This window comes from Paenibacillus sp. UNC217MF, assembly GCF_000686865.1.
Taxonomy (GTDB): domain Bacteria; phylum Bacillota; class Bacilli; order Paenibacillales; family Paenibacillaceae; genus Paenibacillus_B; species Paenibacillus_B suaedae.
Genome location: NZ_JMLT01000003.1, coordinates 160,435 through 182,714 on the forward strand (window position 1 = coordinate 160,435; position 22,280 = coordinate 182,714).

A 22,280-nucleotide genomic window follows, 5' to 3' on the forward strand; every position below is an offset into this window, starting at 1 on the left:
GCTCACCTCGATTCCTCTACTAGCCATGTGCGCAGCAATTTAACAAATTCATCCGGTTTCTTCTTCGCTAGCGATTCCAGCTGTTTGCGTACCTGATGCTCGCCAGTCAAATTCTCTAAGTCAATAGAAGGAAGTTCGAGTTGAGACGGACCAGACATTTCGGTCTCGTAATATTCTTCTTCCTCTTCTTGTCTGCGTTTGCGGACGACCGCGTAGGTAATTCCTCCTGCCACAGCTAGTAATCCAAGCGCACCCGCGCCATACCATACCCAGTTCGGAATCGACTGATTGTCCGACACGACTCCATCTTTAGAACCATTTTGAGTCATAACAGAAACTTTTTGCGTCAGATCAACGTCTGTATATGTAACACCTGAATCTCTCAATTGAGTGGCAACAATACTGCGCAGCACCTTTTCGACTTGCTGCACTCGATCTTGTTGCATTTGATCTGAGTCGATTGCTGCATGAATGGTTAAATCTTTAACAGCATATGGACTTGCTTCAATCGTGTTCGATATCCGATTCACATCGTAATTGGTCGTGCGTTGGGATTTCTCGGAGTTCGTCTCTCCGCCGTTAGATGCAGAAGGATAATTCGTTACTTCTCCATCGCCAACGCCAGCAACACCACTTTCAGGTGAACCTTTACCTGTATGGGATTCCTGCATTTCCTGTACGCTAATTTCAATTCCTTTCATCTCTTCCTTATTTACAGGCTCGACAAGATCTTCTTTCTTGTGAATTTTGTCGAAATTCAATTTGGCAGAGACAAGGATATGAACCTTGTCAGCCGGAAATTGGCCATTAAGGAACTGCTGAACGGTCATGCGAATATCGTTTTCATACTTACGCTGAATTTTGAGTTGCTCATCGACTTCACCGAGCGCGTTTTTACCATTACCGCCGACTGAACCCGAAGCGAAGAACATACTTTCATTGCTAGAAATCGTAATATTTTCAATCGGCAAATGCGGCACAGCTGTCTTCACCAAATTGAAATATCCATCAACTTCTGCCTGGTTCGGCTGATAGCCGCCTTTAAAGCTAAGCACGATGGATGCCGATGCTTGTTCTTGATCCGGTGTAGCAAATACCGTCTCTTTAGGCAAATTGACGATTACTTTTGCATCCTGAACGCCTTGCATTTGACGCAGTAACCGTTCGACTTCTCCGTTCAATGCGTTCTTATAACGCACGTCAAATACATTGTCGGTCATTCCGCTCATTAGCCCGTCAGCGCCGAATGATTCGAAGCCGATCGAGCCATTCTTCACAATCCCTTGCGCACCAACATCCACCTTAACTTTTGCAGCTGAGGTGCTTGGGACAGATATTTGGCTTCCATTGGAACTTAATTGATACGGAATGTTGTTTGAATTTAGATACTCAATGATGCCAGCCGCATCATTTGCGTTCAAATCGCGAAATGCGAGTTCATACTCGGTTTTCGAAAATAAATACGTCATGATAACTGCAGCTACGAGTACAAGGCCAATTGTCGACAACAGCAATGCCTTTTGTTTCTTGCTGAATTGATTCCAATATCGAGACGCTTTATCACGATATTGGGTCACTTTTTCATTCACTTCACGTCACCCCACCCAAACTATGTAAGACATCACGCTGTTATAACTGCATGCGCATAATATCCTGATACGCTTCAACGACCTTATTGCGCACTTGAGTAGTCAGCTGCATGCCGAGTAGCGCACGCTCTGAGGCGATCATGAGTTGATCGACATCAACTTCACCCAGTATAAACTTGTCATTCATCGTCTGGACTTGCTGCTCTTGTCCTTCAAGTTGCTGGAGTGCATCTGCAAAGAAAGTGCCGAAAGACTTTGTCACTTCTGCTGGTGAATTCTGCTTCAGCCCTGCTGCGGCCGTAGAAGACGTGGCCGGCTGAGCCATATGTATTGGGAGCATTGTATTCTGAATCACTCTTTTCCCTCCTTATCCGAATGGTTCGGCAGATTTTTGTCGAAAAATAGCGAAATTATCCCTTGCCGATCTCGAGCGCCTTCATAACCATCGATTTGGAAGCATTGAGTGCTGTCACATTCGCCTCATATGATCGAGTTGCTGAGATCATATCGACCATTTCCTTCGCTATGTCGACGTTAGGCATCGTTACATAACCATTCTCATCTGCATCCGGATGTGTCGGATTGTATGCGATCTTGAAGGCCGAATTATCCGCTTTAATTTGGGATACCTTAACCCCTCTTGATGTCGGCTCACCCTTCATCGCAGCTTCAAAGGATTGTTGAAAAGTCGGCTCTGTCGGTGACATGACGACAACCTTGCGAGTGTAAGGTACGAACTTCCCGTTCACATACTGTGCACGCGTCGTCTCCGCATTCGCGATATTGGAGGAGATGACATCCATGCGCAATCTTTGAGCGGTTAAACCGGACGAGCTAATTTGAAAACTGTTGCTAATCTTCATAACTATCGATTACCTCCTAACATCCATTGATGTTCGCATCATATTAATATGATGGTTAAGCTGCTGTATAAAGGTGTTGTAGCGCAACTGGTTTTCCGCCTGCATCGTCATTTCCCGATCCATGTCGACGTTGTTGCGATTATTGCCCATCACGGTAGCTTGGTCGCGAATCACCTGCATGGACGGCGTTGATTGAGAAGGCCCAATATAAAAGTGCTTTTCATTCGTTCGGCGACCTACCAGAGACCCGCCCTCCATCTGATCTCTCAGGAGAGATTCAAATTGCACTTCCGAACGCTTAAAATATGGCGTATCGACATTCGCAATATTATTTGAAATCGCATTCTGCCTCGCTACAGAAGTTTGAATGGCACCTTCCAGGCGCGACATATGAACGCCATTCAATAAATCCACAATAACCCCTCCTTTTCGTTGTTTAAAATTTTGACTATATTACTATACCATTTACTTTGACGTTTCTCCTTCTTTTTTTCGACAAAATATTTGTTTTTGTGCATAAGTCGAAGGACGCATGTGCATGATTCGCGATTATTCATTCAATTTGTTAATTTTATGACAGAAGAAGATAATTAACGCCATACCTATCATCTTAAACTTTGGGTTATAACACAATAAGAAAAAAGCCCTATCTTTCGTCCGAAAGTCAGGGCTTTTTCTAAATAGTTTGTCGAACATTTTGACTGGTCTATATCTCAATAACAATTGTCACACTTTGTCGGATTATACTACAATATATATTGGCTCAAGTCCCGGTTCTGAGAAATATCTGCTAGTTTTTCACGTACATATTCCGGTGTAATCTGAAATGTCTCCAATGTCAGCTCTGGCGCCTCGAAAGACAAGTCTTCGAGCAGCTTCTCCATGATCGTATGAAGGCGTCTTGCCCCGATATTCTCCATGTTCTGATTCACCGTTGCAGCAATATTGGCAATCTCCCGGATTGCTTCATCCGAAAATTGTATTTCAATATTCTCTGTCTTCAATAATTCGACATATTGCTTCGTCAATGCGTTTTTCGGCTCCGTCAAGATGGACACGAAGTCATCCAGCGACAGATTGTTCAATTCGACACGAATCGGGAATCGTCCCTGCAATTCGGGAATAAGATCAGACGGCTTGGCGATATGGAAGGCACCTGCTGAAATAAACAACACATAGTCTGTTTTTACAGGCCCATACTTGGTCATAATGGTTGAGCCTTCTACGATCGGCAAAATGTCTCGCTGTACCCCTTCTCTGGATACATCCGGGCCAGAACCTCCCCGTCCGCTGGAAGCAATCTTGTCGATCTCATCAATGAAGATGATGCCGGATTGCTCTGCACGTCGAATGGACTCCTGAGTAACATCGTCCATATCAATTAACTTACCCGCTTCTTCTTGTGTTAAAACTTTGCGTGCTTCCTTAATCGTCAGCTTGCGCTTCTTCATGCGCTTAGGCAGCAGATTGCCGAACATCTCCTGCATGTTCATGCCCATCTGCTCATTACCTTGGCCAGACAGGAAATCAAGCATGCTCGGTGTATTCTCTTCCACGTCGATTTCAATCATATCGTTCTCGAGCTGTCCAGACAACAATTCGAAACGTACTTTGCGGCGCTTCTCTTGGATGCCTGGGTCTGGCTCTTTCTCAGGATTTGCCTGTTCCTGGTTGTTGCTCTGGCCGAACAACATCTCAAACGGGTTACGGCCATTCTTATTCGATTGAGGTGTAGGGACTAGCAATTCGACAATACGCTCGTTTGCCATTTCCTCTGCTTTGTCCTTCACCTTCTCTGTACGCTCCAGCTTCACCATTCGAATCGATGTTTCTACCAGATCTCGAACCATGGATTCGACATCTCGACCGACATAACCTACTTCGGTGAATTTCGTCGCCTCCACTTTAACAAATGGCGCATGAACAAGCTTAGCCAGGCGACGGGCAATTTCCGTCTTCCCCACACCTGTAGGCCCGATCATTAAGATATTTTTCGGAACGATCTCATCTTGGATGCTCTCATCAAGCAGTCCACGGCGATATCGGTTGCGCAGTGCAATCGCAACGGCACGCTTCGCATTCTTCTGACCAACAATATACTTATCCAATTCAGTAACGATTTGTCGCGGTGTCCACGCTTGCTGATTCATTACTATCCCTCCGCTCCGGCTGCCATACGGCTATTAAATTTGTTCAACCACAATATTGTCATTCGTATATACACAGATTTCACTTGCAATCTGAAGTGAAGCTTCCGCCATTTCTTTGGCTGTCATATTCGGAGAATGTCGTTTCAAAGCGCGTCCAGCAGCAAGTGCAAATGATCCACCAGATCCGATTGCGATGACATCGTCATCAGGCTCAATAATCTCTCCCCCGCCCGAAATGAGCAGCATATGGGTCGCATCCATTACAATCATCAATGCTTCTAATTTGCGAAGCACACGATCTTGACGCCAGTCCTTCGCAAGCTCGACTGCTGCGCGCTGCAGATTGCCGTGATGCTCCTCCAGCTTGCCTTCGAACTTCTCGAACAATGTAATCGCATCCGCTACCGAGCCTGCAAATCCAGCGACTACCTGACCGCGATATAAGCGGCGAACCTTGCGTGCGTGCTGCTTCATCACCATGTTGTTGCCAAAGGTCACCTGGCCGTCGCCTGCAATCGCAGCTGCACCATTATGTCTTACCGCACAAATCGTTGTTGCATGAAATGAATATTCCACTCTACCAAGCCTCCTGCCTTATGAACGCGCAAAGGAACCAGACATGCACAAAACGGCCGCTGCTTCCTTACGCTTCACCAATTATTTGATGTGGATGCCATGCTCTTCCTGAAATGCACGCAGCGTATCAAGCGCACGATGTGCGATGGCTTCGTTCTTTTCTTTTTTGTTGCGAATACGAGTCTCCAGCGGCGGGAACAAGCCAAAGTTCGCATTCATAGGTTGGAAATGTTTAAAGTCCGCAGTGGTAATGTAATTCGCCATGCTTCCTAATGTCGTTTGCTGCGGCAATACAAGACATGAATTGCCCGCCGCATACCGTGCTGCATTCAATCCTGCAATCAATCCCGATGCTGCAGATTCCACATAACCTTCTACCCCTGTCATCTGACCAGCAAAGAACAAGGATGGTCGGCCCTTGAATTGATAAGTTGGTTCGAGCAGCTTCGGTGAGTTAACGAACGTATTGCGGTGCATAACACCATAACGTACAAATTCGGCTTGCTCCAAACCAGGAATCATGCGGAACACCCGCTTCTGTTCTCCCCATTTCAAGTGAGTCTGGAAGCCAACCATATTGTACAGTGTGCCTGCTGCATTATCCTGACGAAGCTGAATAACAGCAAACGGCGTCTTGCCTGTATTCGGATCAACTAAACCTACTGGCTTCATTGGCCCGAACAGAGCTGTCTGTTTGCCGCGGCTCATCATGACCTCAATCGGCATGCAGCCCTCAAAGTAAACTTCCTTCTCGAATGTCTTCAGTTCAGCTTTCTCTGCTGTAATAATCGCCTCGTAGAACGCATTGAACTCTTCTTCATTCATTGGGCAATTCAAATATGCAGCTTCACCCTTATCATAACGAGAAGCCAAATATACCTTGTTCATATCGATTGTATCTTTATCAATGATAGGCGCTGCCGCATCGTAGAAGTAGAAGTACTCCTCACCCATCAATTCTTTAATACGTGCGGATAACGATTCGGATGTCAAAGGACCTGTCGCAATGACAGTAATACCATCTTCAGGAATATCCGCAACTTCCTCGTTGCGCACCTCAACTAGCGGATGCTCCTTCAGCGTGTTCGTAATCTCATCCGAGAAGCCTTCACGGTCAACCGCCAATGCTCCACCTGCTGGTACAGCATGTTTATCAGCTGCGCTCATAATCAATGAGTTCATGTAGCGCATTTCTTCCTTCAATACACCTACTGCATTGCTCAATCCATTTGCTCGCAGCGAGTTGCTGCACACCAGTTCAGCAAACCGTCCGCTATGGTGAGCTGGAGTCTGTTTGACAGGTCTCATTTCATATAGTGTGACAGGCACGCCTTGCTGTGCAATTTGCCATGCCGCCTCGCTCCCCGCCAATCCTGCACCAATGACGGTTACTCTAGGCTGATTCATTTGTTGATATCCCCCTCAGTTGTATGCAAAAGCACTGATCGCGGCTCCTTGAATAAGCAGCCGCGATGCAGAGCTAACCTTTATTATCGTAATTCAGACTGTAAACTTGTGAAGATAGCACAAGAATTACAGCAGCGAAGCCTGACATCCCACAGCATGGTCACGTTCATTTATGTGTATGCCAGCAGCTCCTTATTCATCATCTGAATCTTCTTGCACCTGCTCATTATGATCACAGCTTGTGCAGATTAGCTTCGTTCCTTGCTTGCTCCGTTTCTCAATCATCAAGCTTCCGCACGAAGGACAAGGCTTAGCAGAAGGGCGATCCCACATCACATTATCGCATTCTGGGTAGCGGTCGCATCCATAGAAGACACGTCCCTTCTTACTGCGGCGCTCAACGAGCTTGCCTTCGTGGCACTTCGGACAAGTAACACCGGTATCTTTTACAATCGGGCGTGTATTGCGGCAATCCGGGAAGCCTGAGCATGCCAGGAATTTACCGAACCGACCCATCTTGTATACAAAATGACGTCCGCATTTCTCACAAATCTCATCGGACACTTCATCCTCGATTTCGATTTCCTTCATTTCCTCTTCCGCTACAAGCAGTCGTTTCTCGAAGGATTCATAGAAATCCGCAAGTACCTTGACCCAATCCTGCTGTCCTTCACCGACATGGTCTAAATCCTCTTCCATGTGAGCGGTAAATTCGACATCCAAAATTTCTGGGAAGAACTCTTCCATGAGTTGAATGATCAGCTCTCCCAATTCTGTTGGGACGAACTTCTTCTCTTCAATCGCTACATATCCGCGCTTCTGAATTGTCTCCAGTGTTGGCGCGTATGTACTCGGCCGTCCGATTCCAAGCTCCTCTAGCGTCTTGACCAGTCGAGCTTCTGTATAACGCGGTGGCGGCTGTGTAAAATGCTGCTTCGGCTCAATCTGTTCGGTCTGCATGCTGTCTCCAACAGTGAGCGGAGGCAGAAACTTGTCATCCTCAACCGTGCCATCGTCGTTGCCCTCCACATATACCTTCATAAAGCCAGGGAAGCGGATTTTAGATCCGTTCGCACGGAACATCGTTTCTCCAACCTTAATATCTACGGTCATCGTATCCATAATGGCAGATGTCATCTGGCTTGCCACGAACCGTTCCCATACCAGCTTGTATAGGCGGAACTGATCCCGGCTCAAGAAGGACTTCATCTCGTCAGGAGTTCGCATTATGGATGTAGGTCTGATCGCTTCATGCGCATCCTGCGCATTCGCATTTTTCTTCACATATTGACGCGGAGTCTCAGGCATATACTCATCGCCGTAATGACCCTTAATGAACTCTCCCGCTTCTTCCTGTGCTGTCTGGGAAATACGCGTAGAGTCCGTACGCATATACGTAATGAGACCTACCGTTCCCTCTTTGCCAAGGTCGACCCCTTCATATAATTGCTGTGCAACAGACATCGTCTTCGCCGCACGGAAATTCAATTTGCGGGCAGCCTCCTGCTGCAAGGAGCTTGTCGTAAACGGAGGCGAAGGATGACGTAGACGCTCTCTCTCTTTCACTTCGCTGACGACAAATGAATTGCCCTTAATTGCTTGAAGAATTTCATTTACTTCAGCTTCGCTCGTAAGCTCTCTCTTCTCCCCATTGATACTGTAGAACTTCGCATCGAATGAAGACTTGCCCATGTTCAAGCGTGCTGTAATCGTCCAATACTCTTCCGGAATGAACGCGCTAATTTCATTTTCCCGGTCGATGATCAGTTTGACGGACACGGACTGTACGCGTCCGGCCGACAATCCTTTCTTCACCTTCTTCCACAAAAGCGGACTTATCTTATAACCGACCAAACGGTCAAGGATACGTCTCGCTTGCTGTGCATGAACGAGGTCCATATTGATTTGACGCGGGGTTTTGAACGCATCCTTCACCGCTTGCTTCGTAATTTCATTAAATACGACTCGGCAAGCTTCTGACTGATCCAATTCGAGAGCGTGTGCTAAATGCCAAGCAATCGCTTCTCCTTCACGATCGGGGTCAGCTGCGAGATACACTTTTTTTACTTTTTTCCGAGCATCCTTCAATTCTTTCAGGACGCTGCCTTTACCGCGAATCGTTATATACTTGGGTGCAAAATTGTCCTCGATCTCAACGCCAATTTGACTCTTCGGCAAATCGCGAACATGCCCCATTGATGCTTTCACTATATACTTGCTTCCTAAATACTTTCCAATTGTCTTGGCCTTCGCAGGTGACTCGACAATTACTAGTGAATCCGCCACAGGCGCATCCTCCTCTCCAGCATACTGCACTATCATTCCGAGCTATATACGGCCCCCGGGCCTTCTCGGATTCGTTTTTTTAATTGTAAGGATAACAAAACTTCATGGAGTTGCGCAAATGTCGAACTGCTGCGCTGCATTAAGTCATCGATTGTACTGTCTTGATCACAAATGAGCTTATAAATGCGCTTCTCTTCATCAGTTAGGGGTTGTTCCCCAATAGCGTCGACCGTTTCATTATTGTACGACGAAGGGATTGTTGTCAACCAACCTTTGAATTCTTCCACAATATCACTAGCCGAACGAACTAATTTAGCCGAGCCTTCGTACAGCAATTTCAACGTCCCTGCCGACTTCGGAGATGTAATCGGACCAGGAACGGCAAATACTTCGCGATTCGACTCTAACGCCATGTCCGCCGTAATTAAGGCGCCACTGCGCAAATTGGCCTCTACAACAACTGTTCCCAGAGACAACCCCGCAATAATTCGATTCCGAAGTGGGAACATTCCCGGGTGCGTCTTCATGCCGAGCGGATACTCGGTAATGACAATTCCGTTCTCTACAATTCTTCCTGCCAAGCTTCGATTCTCGGGTGGATACACTCGGTCAAATGACGTCCCCATGACTGCAACCGTTCTGCCATACTTGAGAGCGCCTTCATGACTGGATGCATCTATCCCTCTCGCTAGCCCGCTAACCACATGCAGCCCTATATGTCCTAGCTGCTCCCCTAGTGTAGCTGCGACCTTCTTGCCATATGACGTAGGCATTCGTGTACCTACGATACTAACGGAAGCTTCCCCGAGGCATTTCCAATCTCCTCTACCATATAACACCCAAGGATATTGAGGGATTTCCTTCAATAATAATGGGTACTGTTCATCAAGCGCCGTTATCCATTCAATGCCGCTGCGCTTCGTGAGCTCAAGTCGCTGCTCGAGACGGTCGGAACGAAACTGTGCAGCTAGCTTGTCAGCCACATTCGGCTTCAATCCAGATTCCTGCCACTGCGAGGAAGATCGATCGAACCAGCATGGCAGCCCCAATAGCCCTATTCTATCCATTAAGTCACGAATAGTGTGCCATCCAATTCCTTCTGCTTCATGTAGTGCAAATAAAATGTGACGTTCAGTCCATCTGCTCATCGCATTCTTTCCCTTCATTAGAGAAGCGCGAATCCGCTTCCCTTATTTTGCTTGAGATATTAACAGATTGCAAGTGTCAACCCATTGTTTTTGAAATTCATAGAACTTTAATTTGCTAACAAAATAAAAAAAAGCAACCTTTATACACGTTTCCGTGCAATAAAGGTTGCTTACCTTTTGAATATTAGGAATTCACAACATGCGTCGTGCAGGACTCAAGCATTCCACGCTCTTCAAGTACAGCAACAAGCGTGCTGCCCATTTCCGAAGGAGTAGGCGCAACTCTTACACCACAAGCCTCCAGCGTAGCAATCTTCTCAGCAGCAGTTCCCTTGCCTCCTGAAATAATGGCGCCTGCGTGACCCATACGCTTGCCTGCAGGTGCTGTCGCTCCGCCGATGAAACCTACTACCGGCTTCTTCATGTTATCACGAATCCACTCTGCTGCTTCTTCTTCAGCTGTACCACCGATCTCACCGATCATGATAACAGCATGTGTATCTGGATCTTCATTGAACAGATGCAAGATATCAATGAATTCAGAGCCTTTGACCGGGTCACCACCAATGCCAACTGCAGTAGATTGGCCGATGCCGCGCGTTGTTAATTGATGAACAGCCTCATATGTGAGTGTTCCACTTCGGGATACGACGCCTACATGACCTGGTGCATGAATATATCCCGGCATAATACCGATCTTGCATTGTCCTGGTGTGATGACACCCGGGCAGTTCGGACCGATAAGACGTGTGCGCTTGCCTTCCATGTAGCGCTTAACCTTGACCATATCCAATACAGGAATACCCTCTGTAATACAGATAACCAGATCTAGATCGGCATCTACTGCTTCCATAATCGCATCTGCTGCAAATGCTGGCGGCACATAAATAACACTCGCTGTTGCGTCTGTTGCATTCTTGGCTTCCACTACCGTATTGTAAACAGGAAGTGTAACCACTTCACCGTTATCAAGCGTAATGTCAACCGTAGTTCCGCCTTTGCCAGGGACAGCGCCTGCTACCATCTGTGAGCCATACTCAAGCCCGCCCTTTGTATGGAACATGCCTGTAGCACCCGTCATATTTTGTGTAATAATCTTGGTATGTTTATCAATTAAGATACTCATTGACTCTCATCCTCTCGTCCGTGAATTATTGAACCAAAGCGACAATTTTCTGCGCACCGTCTGCCATCGAATCGGCTGCAACAATATTCAATCCGGATTCATTCAGAATGCGCTTGCCGATCTCCACGTTCGTACCTTCCAGACGGACGACGAGCGGCCGATCAAGACCAATTTGCTTCGCAGCTTCAACAACACCGTTTGCAATGACATCACAACGCATAATACCGCCGAAGATGTTTACAAATATGCCTTTTACATTTTCATCCGACAAAATGATCTTGAATGCTTCTGTTACTTTCTCCGTTGTAGCGCCGCCCCCTACATCTAGGAAGTTAGCCGGCTCTCCACCGTAATATTTAATGATATCCATCGTGGACATCGCAAGACCTGCACCGTTAACCATACAACCGATGTTGCCGTCGAGGGCGATATAGCTCAAATCGAACTTGGATGCTTCGATTTCCTTCTCGTCTTCTTCATCCAAATCGCGCAGTGCTTGAATGTCCTTATGGCGATACAGTGCATTAGAGTCAAAGTTCAGCTTCGCATCCAAAGCCATAACTTCGCCTTCACCTGTTATAACGAGTGGGTTGATTTCTGCAATCGAGCAATCCTTCTCAACGAATGCTTGGTACAGGGCAACCATAAATTTAACAGCCTTGTTGACCAGTTCAGCAGGAATATTGATTGCATATGCGAGCTTGCGCGCTTGGAAGACTTGCAGACCGACCGCAGGATCGATTACTTCCTTCACGATCTTCTCCGGTGTTGCTGCAGCAACCTCTTCAATTTCCGTGCCGCCTTCTTCAGACGCCATCATCACGACGCGACCTGTACCACGATCAACAACTACACCAATGTAATATTCCTTCTTAATGTCGCAGCCCTGTTCAATCAACAGACGCTTTACTTCCTTGCCATCCGGACCTGTTTGATGCGTCACGAGCACTTTGCCAAGCAATTCCGTCGCATATGTACGCACGTCATCTAAGCTCTTCGCTATCTTCACTCCGCCCGCTTTACCACGGCCGCCTGCATGAATTTGCGCCTTGACGACAACAATGGGAGTGCCCAATTCTTCAGCTGCCTGGACGGCTTCATCCACCGTAAAAGCAACCTTCCCTTCTGGAACAGCAACGCCATATTGCTTCAATACACTTTTGCCTTGATACTCATGAATATTCATCGTGCATCCCCCTATCCGATCGTTAGCCTCATGGGCTTATTCCGATTCGAAGCCGAGGTTGTAGGGCAGAAGCATAATGAGTTAGCTCCTGTTACTACACCTCGCGGCGCGTCCGTGAAATTGGGGAACCGCTTCCGCCGCTTCGCCACCGCTACTCACAATAACGGAAAATATATACAATCCGAACACATTGTATCATGATTTTAAAACGCTTTCCTCTCATTTTCGTCAAGAACGTACATTTTTTTGATATTGATATCATCTCATTTTGAGATTAATAGGGAACAACTCTTCGAAATCGCCGCCGAAATTGACGCAAGTACTGCCTACAGCTATAATAATTATTACCTGCGCCTAATCTGCTTGCAAGAAGCCTGTTCCAATATATTAGGTAGATTAAGGAGATTAGTAGATTGAGGAGATTGCAATTACGGATTTTTTGATAAATGCTATCGTAGACGCTATAGTTATATAACGAGTGTAGATAAGGAAGCACCTTTCCCTCGTATTCCAGTTTTCGGCTGAGAATAACGATTGAGAGGTGTTTTTTTGTGTACGGAAATTTATGGGGTGCTTCTGTGTACGGCGTAGAAGGAAGACTCATTCATGTGGAAATTGATATTTCGCCCGGGCTACCTCAGGTGACGATTGTTGGCCTCCCCGATGCCGCCATTCGCGAATCCATTGAACGAGTGCGAGCCGCTGTTCGCAATTGCGGCTGGAAGTTCCCACTAGAGCGGATCACGATTAATTTGGCACCTGCTGATCTGCGCAAGGAAGGGACATCATTCGACATCGCCATGGCGATAGGACTGTTATGTACGAGCGGACAGATTCCAAACCAGCCATTTGAGGATATGCTCCTCATTGGAGAGCTGGCACTCGATGGTTCTACCCGTGCGGTTCCAGGTGTGCTGTCTCTTGTTGACGAAGCGCGCCGAAGAAAGTTCACCCGTGTTATGGTTCCTGCAGACAATGTTGCTGAAGCATTACTGGTAGAAGGAATCCAAGTATTCCCGCTCCGCCATCTAAGTGAGCTGCGGGAAATCCACAGTGTAGATGACTTGCCGATTGCTTCACGAGAAGCGAGAGACAGAGATAGTAGTGAAATGAAAAAGGAGGAAACGGTAGCAAGGAATTTGGAGGATTACGCCGACGTAAACGGTCAACTGCATGTCAAACGTGCGTTAATCGTTGCAGCAGCAGGGATGCATAATGTACTGCTGAGCGGCCCTCCGGGCACCGGCAAGACAATGCTTATCAAGAGACTTCCTACAATCTTACCGCTTCTGAATGAAGCTGAAGCGCTCGAGGTATCCAAGATCTATAGTGTATCGGGGAAATGGAGCCACTATGGTATAGGTCTAATGATGACACGCCCCTTCCGCTCCCCCCATCATTCCATCTCTGCTGCTGGACTTATTGGTGGAGGTGCGATCCCGAAACCAGGTGAAATCAGCTTGGCTCACCGTGGCGTCCTCTTTTTGGATGAGCTGCCCGAGTTCCCGCGCCAAGTGCTTGAAGTGCTCCGCCAACCACTCGAAGAACGAAGCGTTACCATCGGCAGAGCACGCGCCGTCTTCCGTTTCCCTGCTCACTTCATGCTGGCAGCCTCCATGAATCCATGTCCTTGTGGATATGCCGGTTCCCGTACAGAAGAATGTCGTTGTTCACATGGACGACTTGAGCAATATCGAAACAAGCTGTCAGGCCCCCTGCTCGATCGGATTGATGTTCAGGTTGAAGTACCTCGTTCCCCTATTTCCGATTGGTCCAGCAGCAATCTAAGCTCCGAGGAGATGCGCAAGCAGGTTATGCGAGCACAACGGGTACAAGCTCAGCGCTATGAAGGACTGAATATCCAATTCAACAGCGAGCTCTCAGGCTCTTATTTGAAGACATACTGCTGCTTGTCGGATAACGCGAAGAATATGCTGCAGCAGGCTTATGATCAGCTAGGCATGAGTGCACGAGCACATGATCGCCTCTTGAAGCTATCCCGAACGATCGCGGATATCGAAGGAAGTGAAGTTATCGAGGTTGCACACGTAGCGGAAGCGATCCAGTACCGTACATTGGACAAGCGGAATCATGCTTGAATGAACGGATTAGAATGCTCCCTGAAATAGTTCAATGTCGGGTGGAGTTCTATGATCCGTCGAGTAGGTAATCGCTACTGCATCGAAGCGTATATGAACCTCATCTAAGCGATGTCGATGCATATATGCCGTTGCCACTGCTCGCACCTTGCGCTGCTTGCGCCAATCGATTGCCTCTGCCGCACCGCCATAACGCAATCCCGCGGTGCGGCTTCTAACCTCGACAAACACCCACACATCGCCATCGTTCGCAACAATATCAATCTCACCTAACTTACAACGCCAATTCACATCAATAATGCGGTAGCCTCTACGTTCTAAATAAACAATCGCAAGCTGCTCTGCCTCAGTTCCCCGCTCACGACGATTAAGCTTCATCGGCACACTGCTCTTCCGGCTACCTGACATATGAGGTGGATTACCCGCATCAGCTGATGACATCTGTTGATTGTTCCTATGTGATGCCTTCCCATGATGATTACGTTCCACGATTGATCCACCCCTTATCCGCTCGCTGATCCGCTTTATATACAAAGGAGAGCACCTCTGCAACCAATTGATAAAGGGCTGGTGGGATTTGCTGATCGATATCTAGTTTAGACAATACTTCAACTAAGGAAGCGTCCTCTTGAATAGGGACTCCGCTCTCCTTCGCCTTTTCGAGAATGCGATCAGCTATTTGACCATGTCCCTTAGCTACAACAACTGGGGCTTCCCCTTGTTCGGGATTATAAGTAAGTGCAACTGCCTTTTTGCGTGGTGTGGCGCCACCTGCCTTCGCAGACGCATGCGTCTCTTCTCTAACACCGTGACGTGCTTCTTGCTGATTCCAATAACTCGTTCCCGAGTTAGGTGGTGGCTGTACAGGCTCAACGGAAGCTGGTCGAGGGATAGACGGTTTGTTATTCATATCTTCATGTCCACCCCCTTGTAAGGCTTCGCGGCATAATCATCCATGCTGATTTCTGGAGATTGCACTGACCCTGCATCAGAACGCTTCTCAGGAAGCGGTAGTGTTCGGAAAGCGGACAGCTGGTAACCGATTTGCTCCAGTGCTTCTTCCGCTTCATCACGCAACCCATCCATCCATTCACCAAGCCGTTCATCAGCATGATGGATATGCAATGCAACCGCATTATCTACAACTTGAACATCTACGAGCGTACGCCCGAGCACCTTCATATTCAAATCGAACCAGAGTCGGCAATTGCCCGCATCAAGCTCTCCTCGCTTGCTCTGACGGGATTGAATGTGAACGGCCGCAGTTTGCTTGCCTTCCGGCGTTACAAGCGGGACAAACAATGTAATATGGGAGAATGGAGCTTGGCGATCAGACGCGAGCAGCAGCTGTTGGCCGGTGACATGCTGTACAAGCTGTTGGGCTGCCTCACGGAGTGCATGCGGGACTCCATCCGCTTGCAGCAATTGAAGGAGGGCACTCTTCAGCGACTCTCCAACTGCCGCTCCCTGCTGTGTTGCACTGGCTGTCAGGTGGTTCATATCCAGCTGTGCCATCCCTGATACAACTGGTGCCGCTGCCGTCCCTGCCTTCGCTGCTGCCCCGCTAGACATCACTTCTTGAGAAGCTGCACTGCGCCCCGTTCCTCCATTCATAACAGATGCTTTGTCCGCTGCTGCATCATCCGCAGCCAATGCTGAAGCATGCACAGTTGCCGCTGCAGACTGTGCGGGAGTCCCGAATTGCGGTGCTGTGTTTCCACTGCCGCTTCCCATTAGTCCACTACTTCCTGATGCACTTGAGTTGCCTGATGCCGCAGCAGTGCTACCACCGCCGCCAACAGCCGGCTGTCCATTTTCACCCACTGTCTGCTGCGGCTGCTGTGAAGTCAGCTCCATGACTGCAGCTCGATGAGCCTGCTGTTCATGCGACACGCCGAGCAATTGAAGGACTTTACCAATCCATGCACCACTCTGAACCATCGGTTGAGGAGAAGATGATGTTCCAGAAGCTCCAGCAGTCCCTGAAGCACCGTTTCCGCCCAAATTGCCGTTCTGAAGGGAGATAGATCGTACTTGTTCTCCATTTTGGACACCTCTGCCCACAGCTGATGTCGGATCCATACTCGTGCCGCTAGTACTCCTATTAAGTGTCTCAGGCATAGGAGAGGCAGAAGACTGACCACTAGGAGCACTTGTGGCGCCACCATTCGCAATTGCAGCCGCCCCCGCTCCTCCGTTAGCCTGCTGACCTGATGTTTGCAGTCCCTCTGCAAGCAGTGCACGTATGAGTGTTTGTGCCTCGCGCAGCGGTTGTGTCCACAGTGTACCTGCATTGCCAGTATTGGCTCCGCTGCTGCCAAGAGAGCCGCTGCCCAAGACCAGAGACTCATCCCCAGCGCGCATAAATCCTGCAAGCATATCCGTCAGCGGCTTGCCGAACAGTGCTTGCCGCAGACCGCTTAATGTATCTGCTGTGAGCGGCAATTGCCGACGAAGCGCAAGACCTGCTGCTTGCATCCATTCCGATGCTGCCACTCCAGGAGGTTTCGAGGCCATCGCTTGGCTTAGCTTAGCTGCAAGCTCCTTCGTTAGCGGCAAACCAGCCCGCTGTAAATCTTGCAGCAAGCGGCGTGCCCATGCTTCATCCGGCAATCCAGATTGCTTGAGTGCTTCTTCCATTGATGGCAATGTGCCGACAGAAGGGCCCTCCGTCTGTTTCAATATAACCAATCCATCCGACTGCTGCCCCTGTACCTGCATCCACGTCGTTTGCCCTGGCTGCATCGGCGCATCCAGCACTGCACGTACAGGAACACCATTTACTGATACGACGGCCTCGCGCCCGTTTTCAGACACTTCCGTTACAGTCGCACGAACGACCTGACCCGTTTTTAGTTCCAATGAACGCTGCTCGCCGGGTCTCGCCTCCCCAGCCAAACTTCGTACCAATTGTGATATATTCATGTCCATCCCACGTCCTCTGCAAATAGCTATCTTATATATCGGCATAGAGCAGACGAATAATGAGTATTTATCCGCAGCCATCGTTCACTAGAACAGAATAATAGATAATTACTTACCGTTTATCAGATGGTGCTAGAACAGCGTCAACTGCTCCTCTTCAGGAAATAAGGAGGACAAGAAGCTCTTGCGATGCATCGGCGTTGGCCCATGAAGGAGCAGCTGTTCCCGATGCAGCTTCGTTCCATACCCTTTATGAACGGCTATGCCATACTCTGGATAGCGGTCATTCCATTCGCCAATGCATAGACGGTCACGCGTTACCTTAGCGACGATCGAAGCAGCTGCGATCGATTGACTATTGGCATCACCTTTAATAATCGCCTCTTGTGCATATGGCAAATCTATCTTCTCTGCATCGACCAACAGCACTTCAGGCTGAGTCACCAACCCTTCAACTGCTTCTTTCATAGCACGACGAGCTGCCTGCTTAATATTAATCTGATCGATAGTAGCGGCATCTACATGTGCAACTGACCATGCTATCGCTTCTGCTATAATAATGTCATACAGCTCATTGCGCTTCTTCTCCGACAGCTTCTTCGAATCATTGATCCCATCAATAATAAGACCTTGCGGCAATATGACAGCTGCTGCAACAACATCACCAAATAGACAGCCGCGGCCGACCTCATCAATACCTGCAATATGCTGAACGCTGCGTTCCCAATATTCTCGTTCCCAAGCTAATAAGTCAACGGGCTCTGCTGTTGCCTCCTGCTTCTTTCTCCCCATGCGAACATGATCCTCCCCAACCTGTCTTTACTTCACTGCCATATTAGTAACGGCTGTACCTAAAGAAATAGCGCCGTACACCACTCCGGCGTTAACGGCGCTATCCTCATACTCCAAACATCCTACCTATATCTACCGAACAGCTATTTCACCATAAATGAATAAGGCTCTTCGAACGTAAGACGCCCCAACTTGCCAGAGCGCAGCTCTCGCAAAATAATGCCAGATGCCTTCTCTAAGTCGACTCTTCCGCCACCCATTAAGCACCCGCGCTTGCGTCCAATGTCCTCCATCAAACGCACAACTTCATCTGGATTGTCCACATCTATGACTTCGTCCGTCATGCCGAACCGCTCAGACAGTCGATCCCAGTAATGGGATGCAACATATTTCAGCGCGTAAAACGCGATATCTTCCACATTCAATATTTCTTCGCGAATTGCTCCGGTTGTCGCCAATCGGTAACCTACTTCCTGATCCTCGAACTTAGGCCACAAAATCCCTGGTGTATCGAGCAGTTCCATTTCGGAGCCTACACGAATCCATTGCTGACCCTTAGTAACGCCAGGACGATCGCCAGTTGCAGCTACCGATCTACCAGCCAGCTTGTTAATGAGTGTAGACTTCCCTACGTTTGGAATTCCAACAATCAATGCACGTACTGGACGCGGCTTCATTCCCTTTGCAATTTGTTTCTGGAACTTCTCTTCGAGCAACTTGCGCGCTGCCTCAGGAATCTGCGATACATTGCTTCCTGTTGACGCATCGACAGCAATTACAGCGTGACCTTCATTGCGGAAATATTTCATCCACTTCGCCGTTACGTCTGGATCTGCAAGATCGCTTTTGTTCAGAATAATAAGGCGCGGCTTATTGCTGAGTATATCGTTAATCATTGGATTGCGGCTCGACACAGGCAGGCGCGCGTCCAACAGTTCGATCGCTACATCTATCAGTTTTAACTTCTCCTGGATCTGACGTCGCGCTCGCGTCATATGACCCGGAAACCATTGGATTGACATCGCTATCCACCTCCTTGGCAGCCGTAACTCAACTAATGATGTTGAATCAACTTAACATGCGAGATTGGCCAGAAGATGACGTCTGCGCGTCCAATGACATCTTTCAACGGAATAAATCCGAGCATGCGGCTATCGGTACTGTTGCTCCGATGGTCACCCATGACGAAGATATGTCCTTCTGGAACTTTGTTCGGCTGAGTCGAATCACTTGGGAAATTACGGTCATTATATAACATATCATTTTTATGAGCTTGATCTATTGCTTCTTGTATGTACGTCTCTTCTACCTTCTTGCCATTAACGTACAAATCATCACCGCGATATTCGATCGTATCACCGGCAACACCAATTACACGCTTAATTAAATCGCGGTTCTCTTGTGGAACGTGAAATACAACAACTTCTCCTGTCTTAGGCTGTCTGAACTCATACAAGATCTTATTCACGATGAGCCTCTCACCCGTCCAGAAGTTAGGTTCCATCGAAGGACCATCAACTATAAACGGAGCGAACAGCAACCATCTTACGACAACGACAAGGACAACAGCTATCGCAATCGCTTTAATCCATTCCAACAATTCGTTTTTCTTCGGGCTGGCCGGCTTTTCAGCCGTTTCTTCCGGCGTATTCGGTTCCATCAATTGGTCGTTTTGATCCATTCGCTGTGCCCCGCTTTCTCCTAGGATGCGTATTTGAAGTTCACGTCATGCGCATTGCGCACTCCAATCCATACAAATAGCAAAAGGGAGCTTGCAGTCAAGCAAGCCCCCCGGTTGTTCCTTAACGGATTTCTTTGATTCTCGCTGCTTTACCGCGAAGATTGCGAAGATAGTACAGCTTCGCACGACGCACTTTACCACGGCGAGCCACTTCGATTTTATCGATTTTCGGAGTATGAAGCGGGAACGTACGCTCAACACCTACACCGTAGGAAATTTTACGAACAGTAAACGTTTCACTGATTCCGCCACCACGACGCTTAATAACAACACCTTCGAACAACTGGATACGCTCGCGAGATCCCTCGATAACTTTAACATAAACCTTCAAAGTATCGCCGGGACGAAAGCTTGGAATATCCTTGCGAAGCTGTTCTTGCGTAATCGCTTGTACGATATTCATCTAGGACTCCCTCCTTCCACACAGGTGTTCTTGCATCTCAGCATGCCTAGTGCATTCGCCTCATCGTATGCAGAGGACCACCGTATTCCAAACAACGAAATTAATTGTAGCATATGAACGAATAGAACACAAGCGCCTTTTCAAGGCTTGGCTTCTTTCCAATAATCATAGGCATGCACTGCATAACCGGTATAAGAATGGTGATCTGCAAGCATCTCTGGAAGCTTGTCCAACTGCTTCAGCATTTCTTCAGCACCCTTCTCATAAAAAGAAACATGCGCGCCTTCAAAACTCTCCTTCATTTCCACAGTAACTACGAGACGTTTGCCTAACCGATCCGCCATCTGCATCTCCTGCTTCACCACAGCAACAATTCCATTGCTGCCCCCAGCCATATTACGGAACGCCATCAATGTCACATAATCCATACGCCCTATCATCCATTCACTAACCGACAGTTCCGACTTCCCCGGAATAAAGGTTCGATCCAGCCACACTGCGAGATCGACACTCGTCTCAAGCTGAGAATCAGACTTGGTCGATTCGACAAAAAACGCCATATTGTCTACCCACTGTAAAATGACCTCGTCCTTATCACTGCGCCATTGCGGAAGTACATAAGGCTCTACATCCAAATGAATGCCATAGAAGCGCTCTTCAGGCGCGACAGCGCGATTGTAGCGTTTGACATAATCAACGAGCTTCGATATCCGCTGCCGATTCTCTGTTAATGCCCAACCAGGATGTCCACCCATAGCATGCATCTCAATTCCAGCATCATGCGCTTTCTTGACAAATTCACGGTACGCTTCAAACGGTTGCTGAAGATCCAAGCGAACATACAAAAAGTTGATTCCCTTTTCCTTTGCAAATGCAATGATGTCATCAGGCTGATTTATCGCTAACTCTGCTTGCCATACATAGGTTCCAATGATGGTTCCTGTACGATCAATTGGAGGCGGCAGCGGGACAGTAATCTCCCCTGGATTAGGATTCGGATCTGGTTTTGGATCTGGTTTTGGATCTGGAACTGGGTCAGGCTCTGGCCCTGGGGGATCCCCTGGTTCGCCATCTCTCTCCAGCATATGATTCCAATAACGATAATCATGGATGGCAACTCCTGTGAAGGAGGTATGATGCCGCAGCCGCTCCTGAACCTGATTCAACACCGACTCCATTGCCTGCACACCCGCATCATAGAAGGTAGTGTGAGCTTCCTTCATTGGCTTCGTGTTGACCCCAATCCATATCGGTGTCCCGACGCGGTCTGCGATCTCTATTTCATTCTGGACAAGCTCCAAAATTCCGTTCCCGCCTTCTATCTGCTGACGGTACGCCATTAACGTTACATGATCGAAACGGCGAATGATCCATTCCGACAACGATGTCTCTTGTGCATCTGGAACCGTGATCGAGTCAAACCATACCGGCATGTCGACGCTGAGCTCTAAATCGCTGCGGCTCTTGACAGCATTCAGCCAATCGCTCATATTTGCCGTCCAAGAGCGAATGATCGATGGCTGATCATCTCCCCAATCTGGAAGCACGTAGGGCTCAACATCCAAATGCAGCCCCTTGAAACGCTCATCCGCAGCAGAATGCTGATTATAAGCGCTAACCCACTCTGTCAACTTCATCATCTTGTCCCGATATTCACGCAAAGCCCATAAGGGATGCCCTGCCAAGCCATGCACTTCAACTCCTGCTTGACCTGCCTGCTTCAGAAAGCGCCGATATGATGCTTCTGGAATCGTCATATCCATATGCAGATACATTACATTAATGCGATTCTTTTTGGCAAAATCAATCAGTTGCTCCGATTCTGTCTCTATTCTCTCCGCCTGCCATATCCACGTCGCCTTTCGCGTATCATCCGGCTTTGAAAAACCGACCAAAAACATGGTCGTAATCAGAAGCAGCAGCGTTCCGATACGCGAAGCATATCTCTCCACGATATCCCTCCATTCACAATTTATATTGCTTTTTCAA

Annotated in this window: 20 protein-coding genes; 1 reads left to right on the forward strand and 19 read right to left on the reverse strand. The window is 48.1% G+C overall.

Annotated features, from left to right (window positions below):
* Positions 1 to 2 precede the first annotated feature (2 nt).
* The 11 genes from fliF to sucC form a co-directional block, all read right to left on the reverse strand.
* Entirely contained in the window at positions 3 to 1,589 is a 1,587-nt protein-coding gene (gene fliF, locus BP95_RS0100810) for a flagellar basal-body MS-ring/collar protein FliF (protein WP_021256556.1), read from the reverse strand.
* A gap of 40 nt (positions 1,590 to 1,629) precedes the next feature.
* Positions 1,630 to 1,944 carry a flagellar hook-basal body complex protein FliE gene (gene fliE / locus BP95_RS0100815; protein ID WP_021256557.1) on the reverse strand — a complete coding sequence of 105 codons (315 nt, stop codon included), beginning with the start codon at positions 1,942 to 1,944 and terminating at the stop codon, positions 1,630 to 1,632.
* A 55-nt stretch (positions 1,945 to 1,999) separates the two neighbouring features.
* Positions 2,000 to 2,452, reverse strand: a complete 453-nt coding sequence (gene flgC, locus BP95_RS0100820) for a flagellar basal body rod protein FlgC (RefSeq protein WP_021256558.1) — start codon at positions 2,450 to 2,452, stop codon at positions 2,000 to 2,002.
* 9 nt (positions 2,453 to 2,461) lie between these two features.
* Entirely contained in the window at positions 2,462 to 2,866 is a 405-nt protein-coding gene (gene flgB / locus BP95_RS0100825; protein ID WP_021256559.1) for a flagellar basal body rod protein FlgB, read from the reverse strand.
* A gap of 332 nt (positions 2,867 to 3,198) precedes the next feature.
* Positions 3,199 to 4,602, reverse strand: a complete 1,404-nt coding sequence (gene hslU, locus BP95_RS0100830) for an ATP-dependent protease ATPase subunit HslU (protein WP_021256560.1) — start codon at positions 4,600 to 4,602, stop codon at positions 3,199 to 3,201.
* A 33-nt stretch (positions 4,603 to 4,635) separates the two neighbouring features.
* Positions 4,636 to 5,178, reverse strand: a complete 543-nt coding sequence (hslV, locus tag BP95_RS0100835; RefSeq protein WP_021256561.1) for an ATP-dependent protease subunit HslV — start codon at positions 5,176 to 5,178, stop codon at positions 4,636 to 4,638.
* A gap of 81 nt (positions 5,179 to 5,259) precedes the next feature.
* Positions 5,260 to 6,585 (reverse strand): FADH(2)-oxidizing methylenetetrahydrofolate--tRNA-(uracil(54)-C(5))-methyltransferase TrmFO, encoded by a 1,326-nt coding sequence (gene trmFO / locus BP95_RS0100840; protein WP_021256562.1) that lies wholly within the window; start codon positions 6,583 to 6,585, stop codon positions 5,260 to 5,262.
* Between the two features lie 192 nt (positions 6,586 to 6,777).
* Entirely contained in the window at positions 6,778 to 8,871 is a 2,094-nt protein-coding gene (gene topA, locus BP95_RS0100845; RefSeq protein WP_028531204.1) for a type I DNA topoisomerase, read from the reverse strand.
* A gap of 32 nt (positions 8,872 to 8,903) precedes the next feature.
* Positions 8,904 to 10,019 carry a DNA-processing protein DprA gene (dprA, locus tag BP95_RS0100850; RefSeq protein WP_028531205.1) on the reverse strand — a complete coding sequence of 372 codons (1,116 nt, stop codon included), beginning with the start codon at positions 10,017 to 10,019 and terminating at the stop codon, positions 8,904 to 8,906.
* Between the two features lie 184 nt (positions 10,020 to 10,203).
* Entirely contained in the window at positions 10,204 to 11,145 is a 942-nt protein-coding gene (gene sucD / locus BP95_RS0100855) for a succinate--CoA ligase subunit alpha (RefSeq protein ID WP_021256565.1), read from the reverse strand.
* A gap of 25 nt (positions 11,146 to 11,170) precedes the next feature.
* Entirely contained in the window at positions 11,171 to 12,331 is a 1,161-nt protein-coding gene (gene sucC, locus BP95_RS0100860) for an ADP-forming succinate--CoA ligase subunit beta (protein WP_028531206.1), read from the reverse strand.
* Between the two features lie 551 nt (positions 12,332 to 12,882).
* On the opposite strand from sucC, the gene BP95_RS0100865 reads away from it, so the two are divergent.
* Positions 12,883 to 14,430 (forward strand): YifB family Mg chelatase-like AAA ATPase, encoded by a 1,548-nt coding sequence (locus BP95_RS0100865; protein ID WP_028531207.1) that lies wholly within the window; start codon positions 12,883 to 12,885, stop codon positions 14,428 to 14,430.
* Between the two features lie 9 nt (positions 14,431 to 14,439).
* Here BP95_RS0100865 and BP95_RS0100870 read toward each other — a convergent pair whose 3' ends face one another.
* From BP95_RS0100870 to BP95_RS0100905, 8 genes are all read right to left on the reverse strand, one after another.
* On the reverse strand, positions 14,440 to 14,919 hold the full coding sequence (locus tag BP95_RS0100870; RefSeq protein WP_021256568.1) for a YraN family protein: 480 nt from the start codon (positions 14,917 to 14,919) through the stop codon (positions 14,440 to 14,442).
* The gene (locus tag BP95_RS34450) at positions 14,909 to 15,340 is read right to left on the reverse strand and encodes an EscU/YscU/HrcU family type III secretion system export apparatus switch protein (RefSeq protein WP_021256569.1); all 432 of its coding nucleotides are present in this window, start codon (positions 15,338 to 15,340) and stop codon (positions 14,909 to 14,911) included. The genes BP95_RS0100870 and BP95_RS34450 overlap by 11 nt, the downstream gene beginning before the upstream one ends.
* Positions 15,337 to 17,355: a hypothetical protein gene (locus tag BP95_RS0100880; RefSeq protein ID WP_021256570.1), complete on the reverse strand. Its 2,019-nt coding sequence runs from the start codon at positions 17,353 to 17,355 to the stop codon at positions 15,337 to 15,339. Before BP95_RS0100880 ends, BP95_RS34450 begins: the two co-directional genes overlap by 4 nt.
* A gap of 132 nt (positions 17,356 to 17,487) precedes the next feature.
* Positions 17,488 to 18,147, reverse strand: coding sequence for a ribonuclease HII (locus BP95_RS0100885; protein WP_021256571.1), 660 nt, complete (start codon positions 18,145 to 18,147; stop codon positions 17,488 to 17,490).
* Positions 18,148 to 18,290: 143 nt separating this feature from the next.
* On the reverse strand, positions 18,291 to 19,169 hold the full coding sequence (ylqF, locus tag BP95_RS0100890) for a ribosome biogenesis GTPase YlqF (protein WP_028531209.1): 879 nt from the start codon (positions 19,167 to 19,169) through the stop codon (positions 18,291 to 18,293).
* Between the two features lie 32 nt (positions 19,170 to 19,201).
* The gene (lepB, locus tag BP95_RS0100895) at positions 19,202 to 19,828 is read right to left on the reverse strand and encodes a signal peptidase I (protein WP_021256573.1); all 627 of its coding nucleotides are present in this window, start codon (positions 19,826 to 19,828) and stop codon (positions 19,202 to 19,204) included.
* Between the two features lie 121 nt (positions 19,829 to 19,949).
* Complete coding sequence (rplS, locus tag BP95_RS0100900) at positions 19,950 to 20,291, reverse strand: 50S ribosomal protein L19 (protein ID WP_005551919.1); 342 nt, start codon at positions 20,289 to 20,291, stop codon at positions 19,950 to 19,952.
* Between the two features lie 140 nt (positions 20,292 to 20,431).
* Positions 20,432 to 22,243, reverse strand: a complete 1,812-nt coding sequence (locus BP95_RS0100905; protein WP_028531210.1) for a hypothetical protein — start codon at positions 22,241 to 22,243, stop codon at positions 20,432 to 20,434.
* Between the last annotated feature and the right edge of the window lie 37 nt (positions 22,244 to 22,280).

Coding starts and splice junctions, on each gene's coding strand:
- flgC (WP_021256558.1), bottom strand. CDS start 2,452: ATGAAGATTAGCAACAGTTTTCAAATTAGCTCGTCCGGTTTAACCGCT.
- hslU (WP_021256560.1), bottom strand. CDS start 4,602: ATGAATCAGCAAGCGTGGACACCGCGACAAATCGTTACTGAATTGGAT.
- trmFO (WP_021256562.1), bottom strand. CDS start 6,585: ATGAATCAGCCTAGAGTAACCGTCATTGGTGCAGGATTGGCGGGGAGC.
- dprA (WP_028531205.1), bottom strand. CDS start 10,019: ATGAGCAGATGGACTGAACGTCACATTTTATTTGCACTACATGAAGCA.
- sucD (WP_021256565.1), bottom strand. CDS start 11,145: ATGAGTATCTTAATTGATAAACATACCAAGATTATTACACAAAATATG.
- sucC (WP_028531206.1), bottom strand. CDS start 12,331: ATGAATATTCATGAGTATCAAGGCAAAAGTGTATTGAAGCAATATGGC.
- BP95_RS34450 (WP_021256569.1), bottom strand. CDS start 15,340: ATGAATAACAAACCGTCTATCCCTCGACCAGCTTCCGTTGAGCCTGTA.
- BP95_RS0100880 (WP_021256570.1), bottom strand. CDS start 17,355: ATGAATATATCACAATTGGTACGAAGTTTGGCTGGGGAGGCGAGACCC.
- BP95_RS0100885 (WP_021256571.1), bottom strand. CDS start 18,147: ATGGGGAGAAAGAAGCAGGAGGCAACAGCAGAGCCCGTTGACTTATTA.
- ylqF (WP_028531209.1), bottom strand. CDS start 19,169: ATGTCAATCCAATGGTTTCCGGGTCATATGACGCGAGCGCGACGTCAG.
- lepB (WP_021256573.1), bottom strand. CDS start 19,828: ATGGATCAAAACGACCAATTGATGGAACCGAATACGCCGGAAGAAACG.
- rplS (WP_005551919.1), bottom strand. CDS start 20,291: ATGAATATCGTACAAGCGATTACGCAAGAACAGCTTCGCAAGGATATT.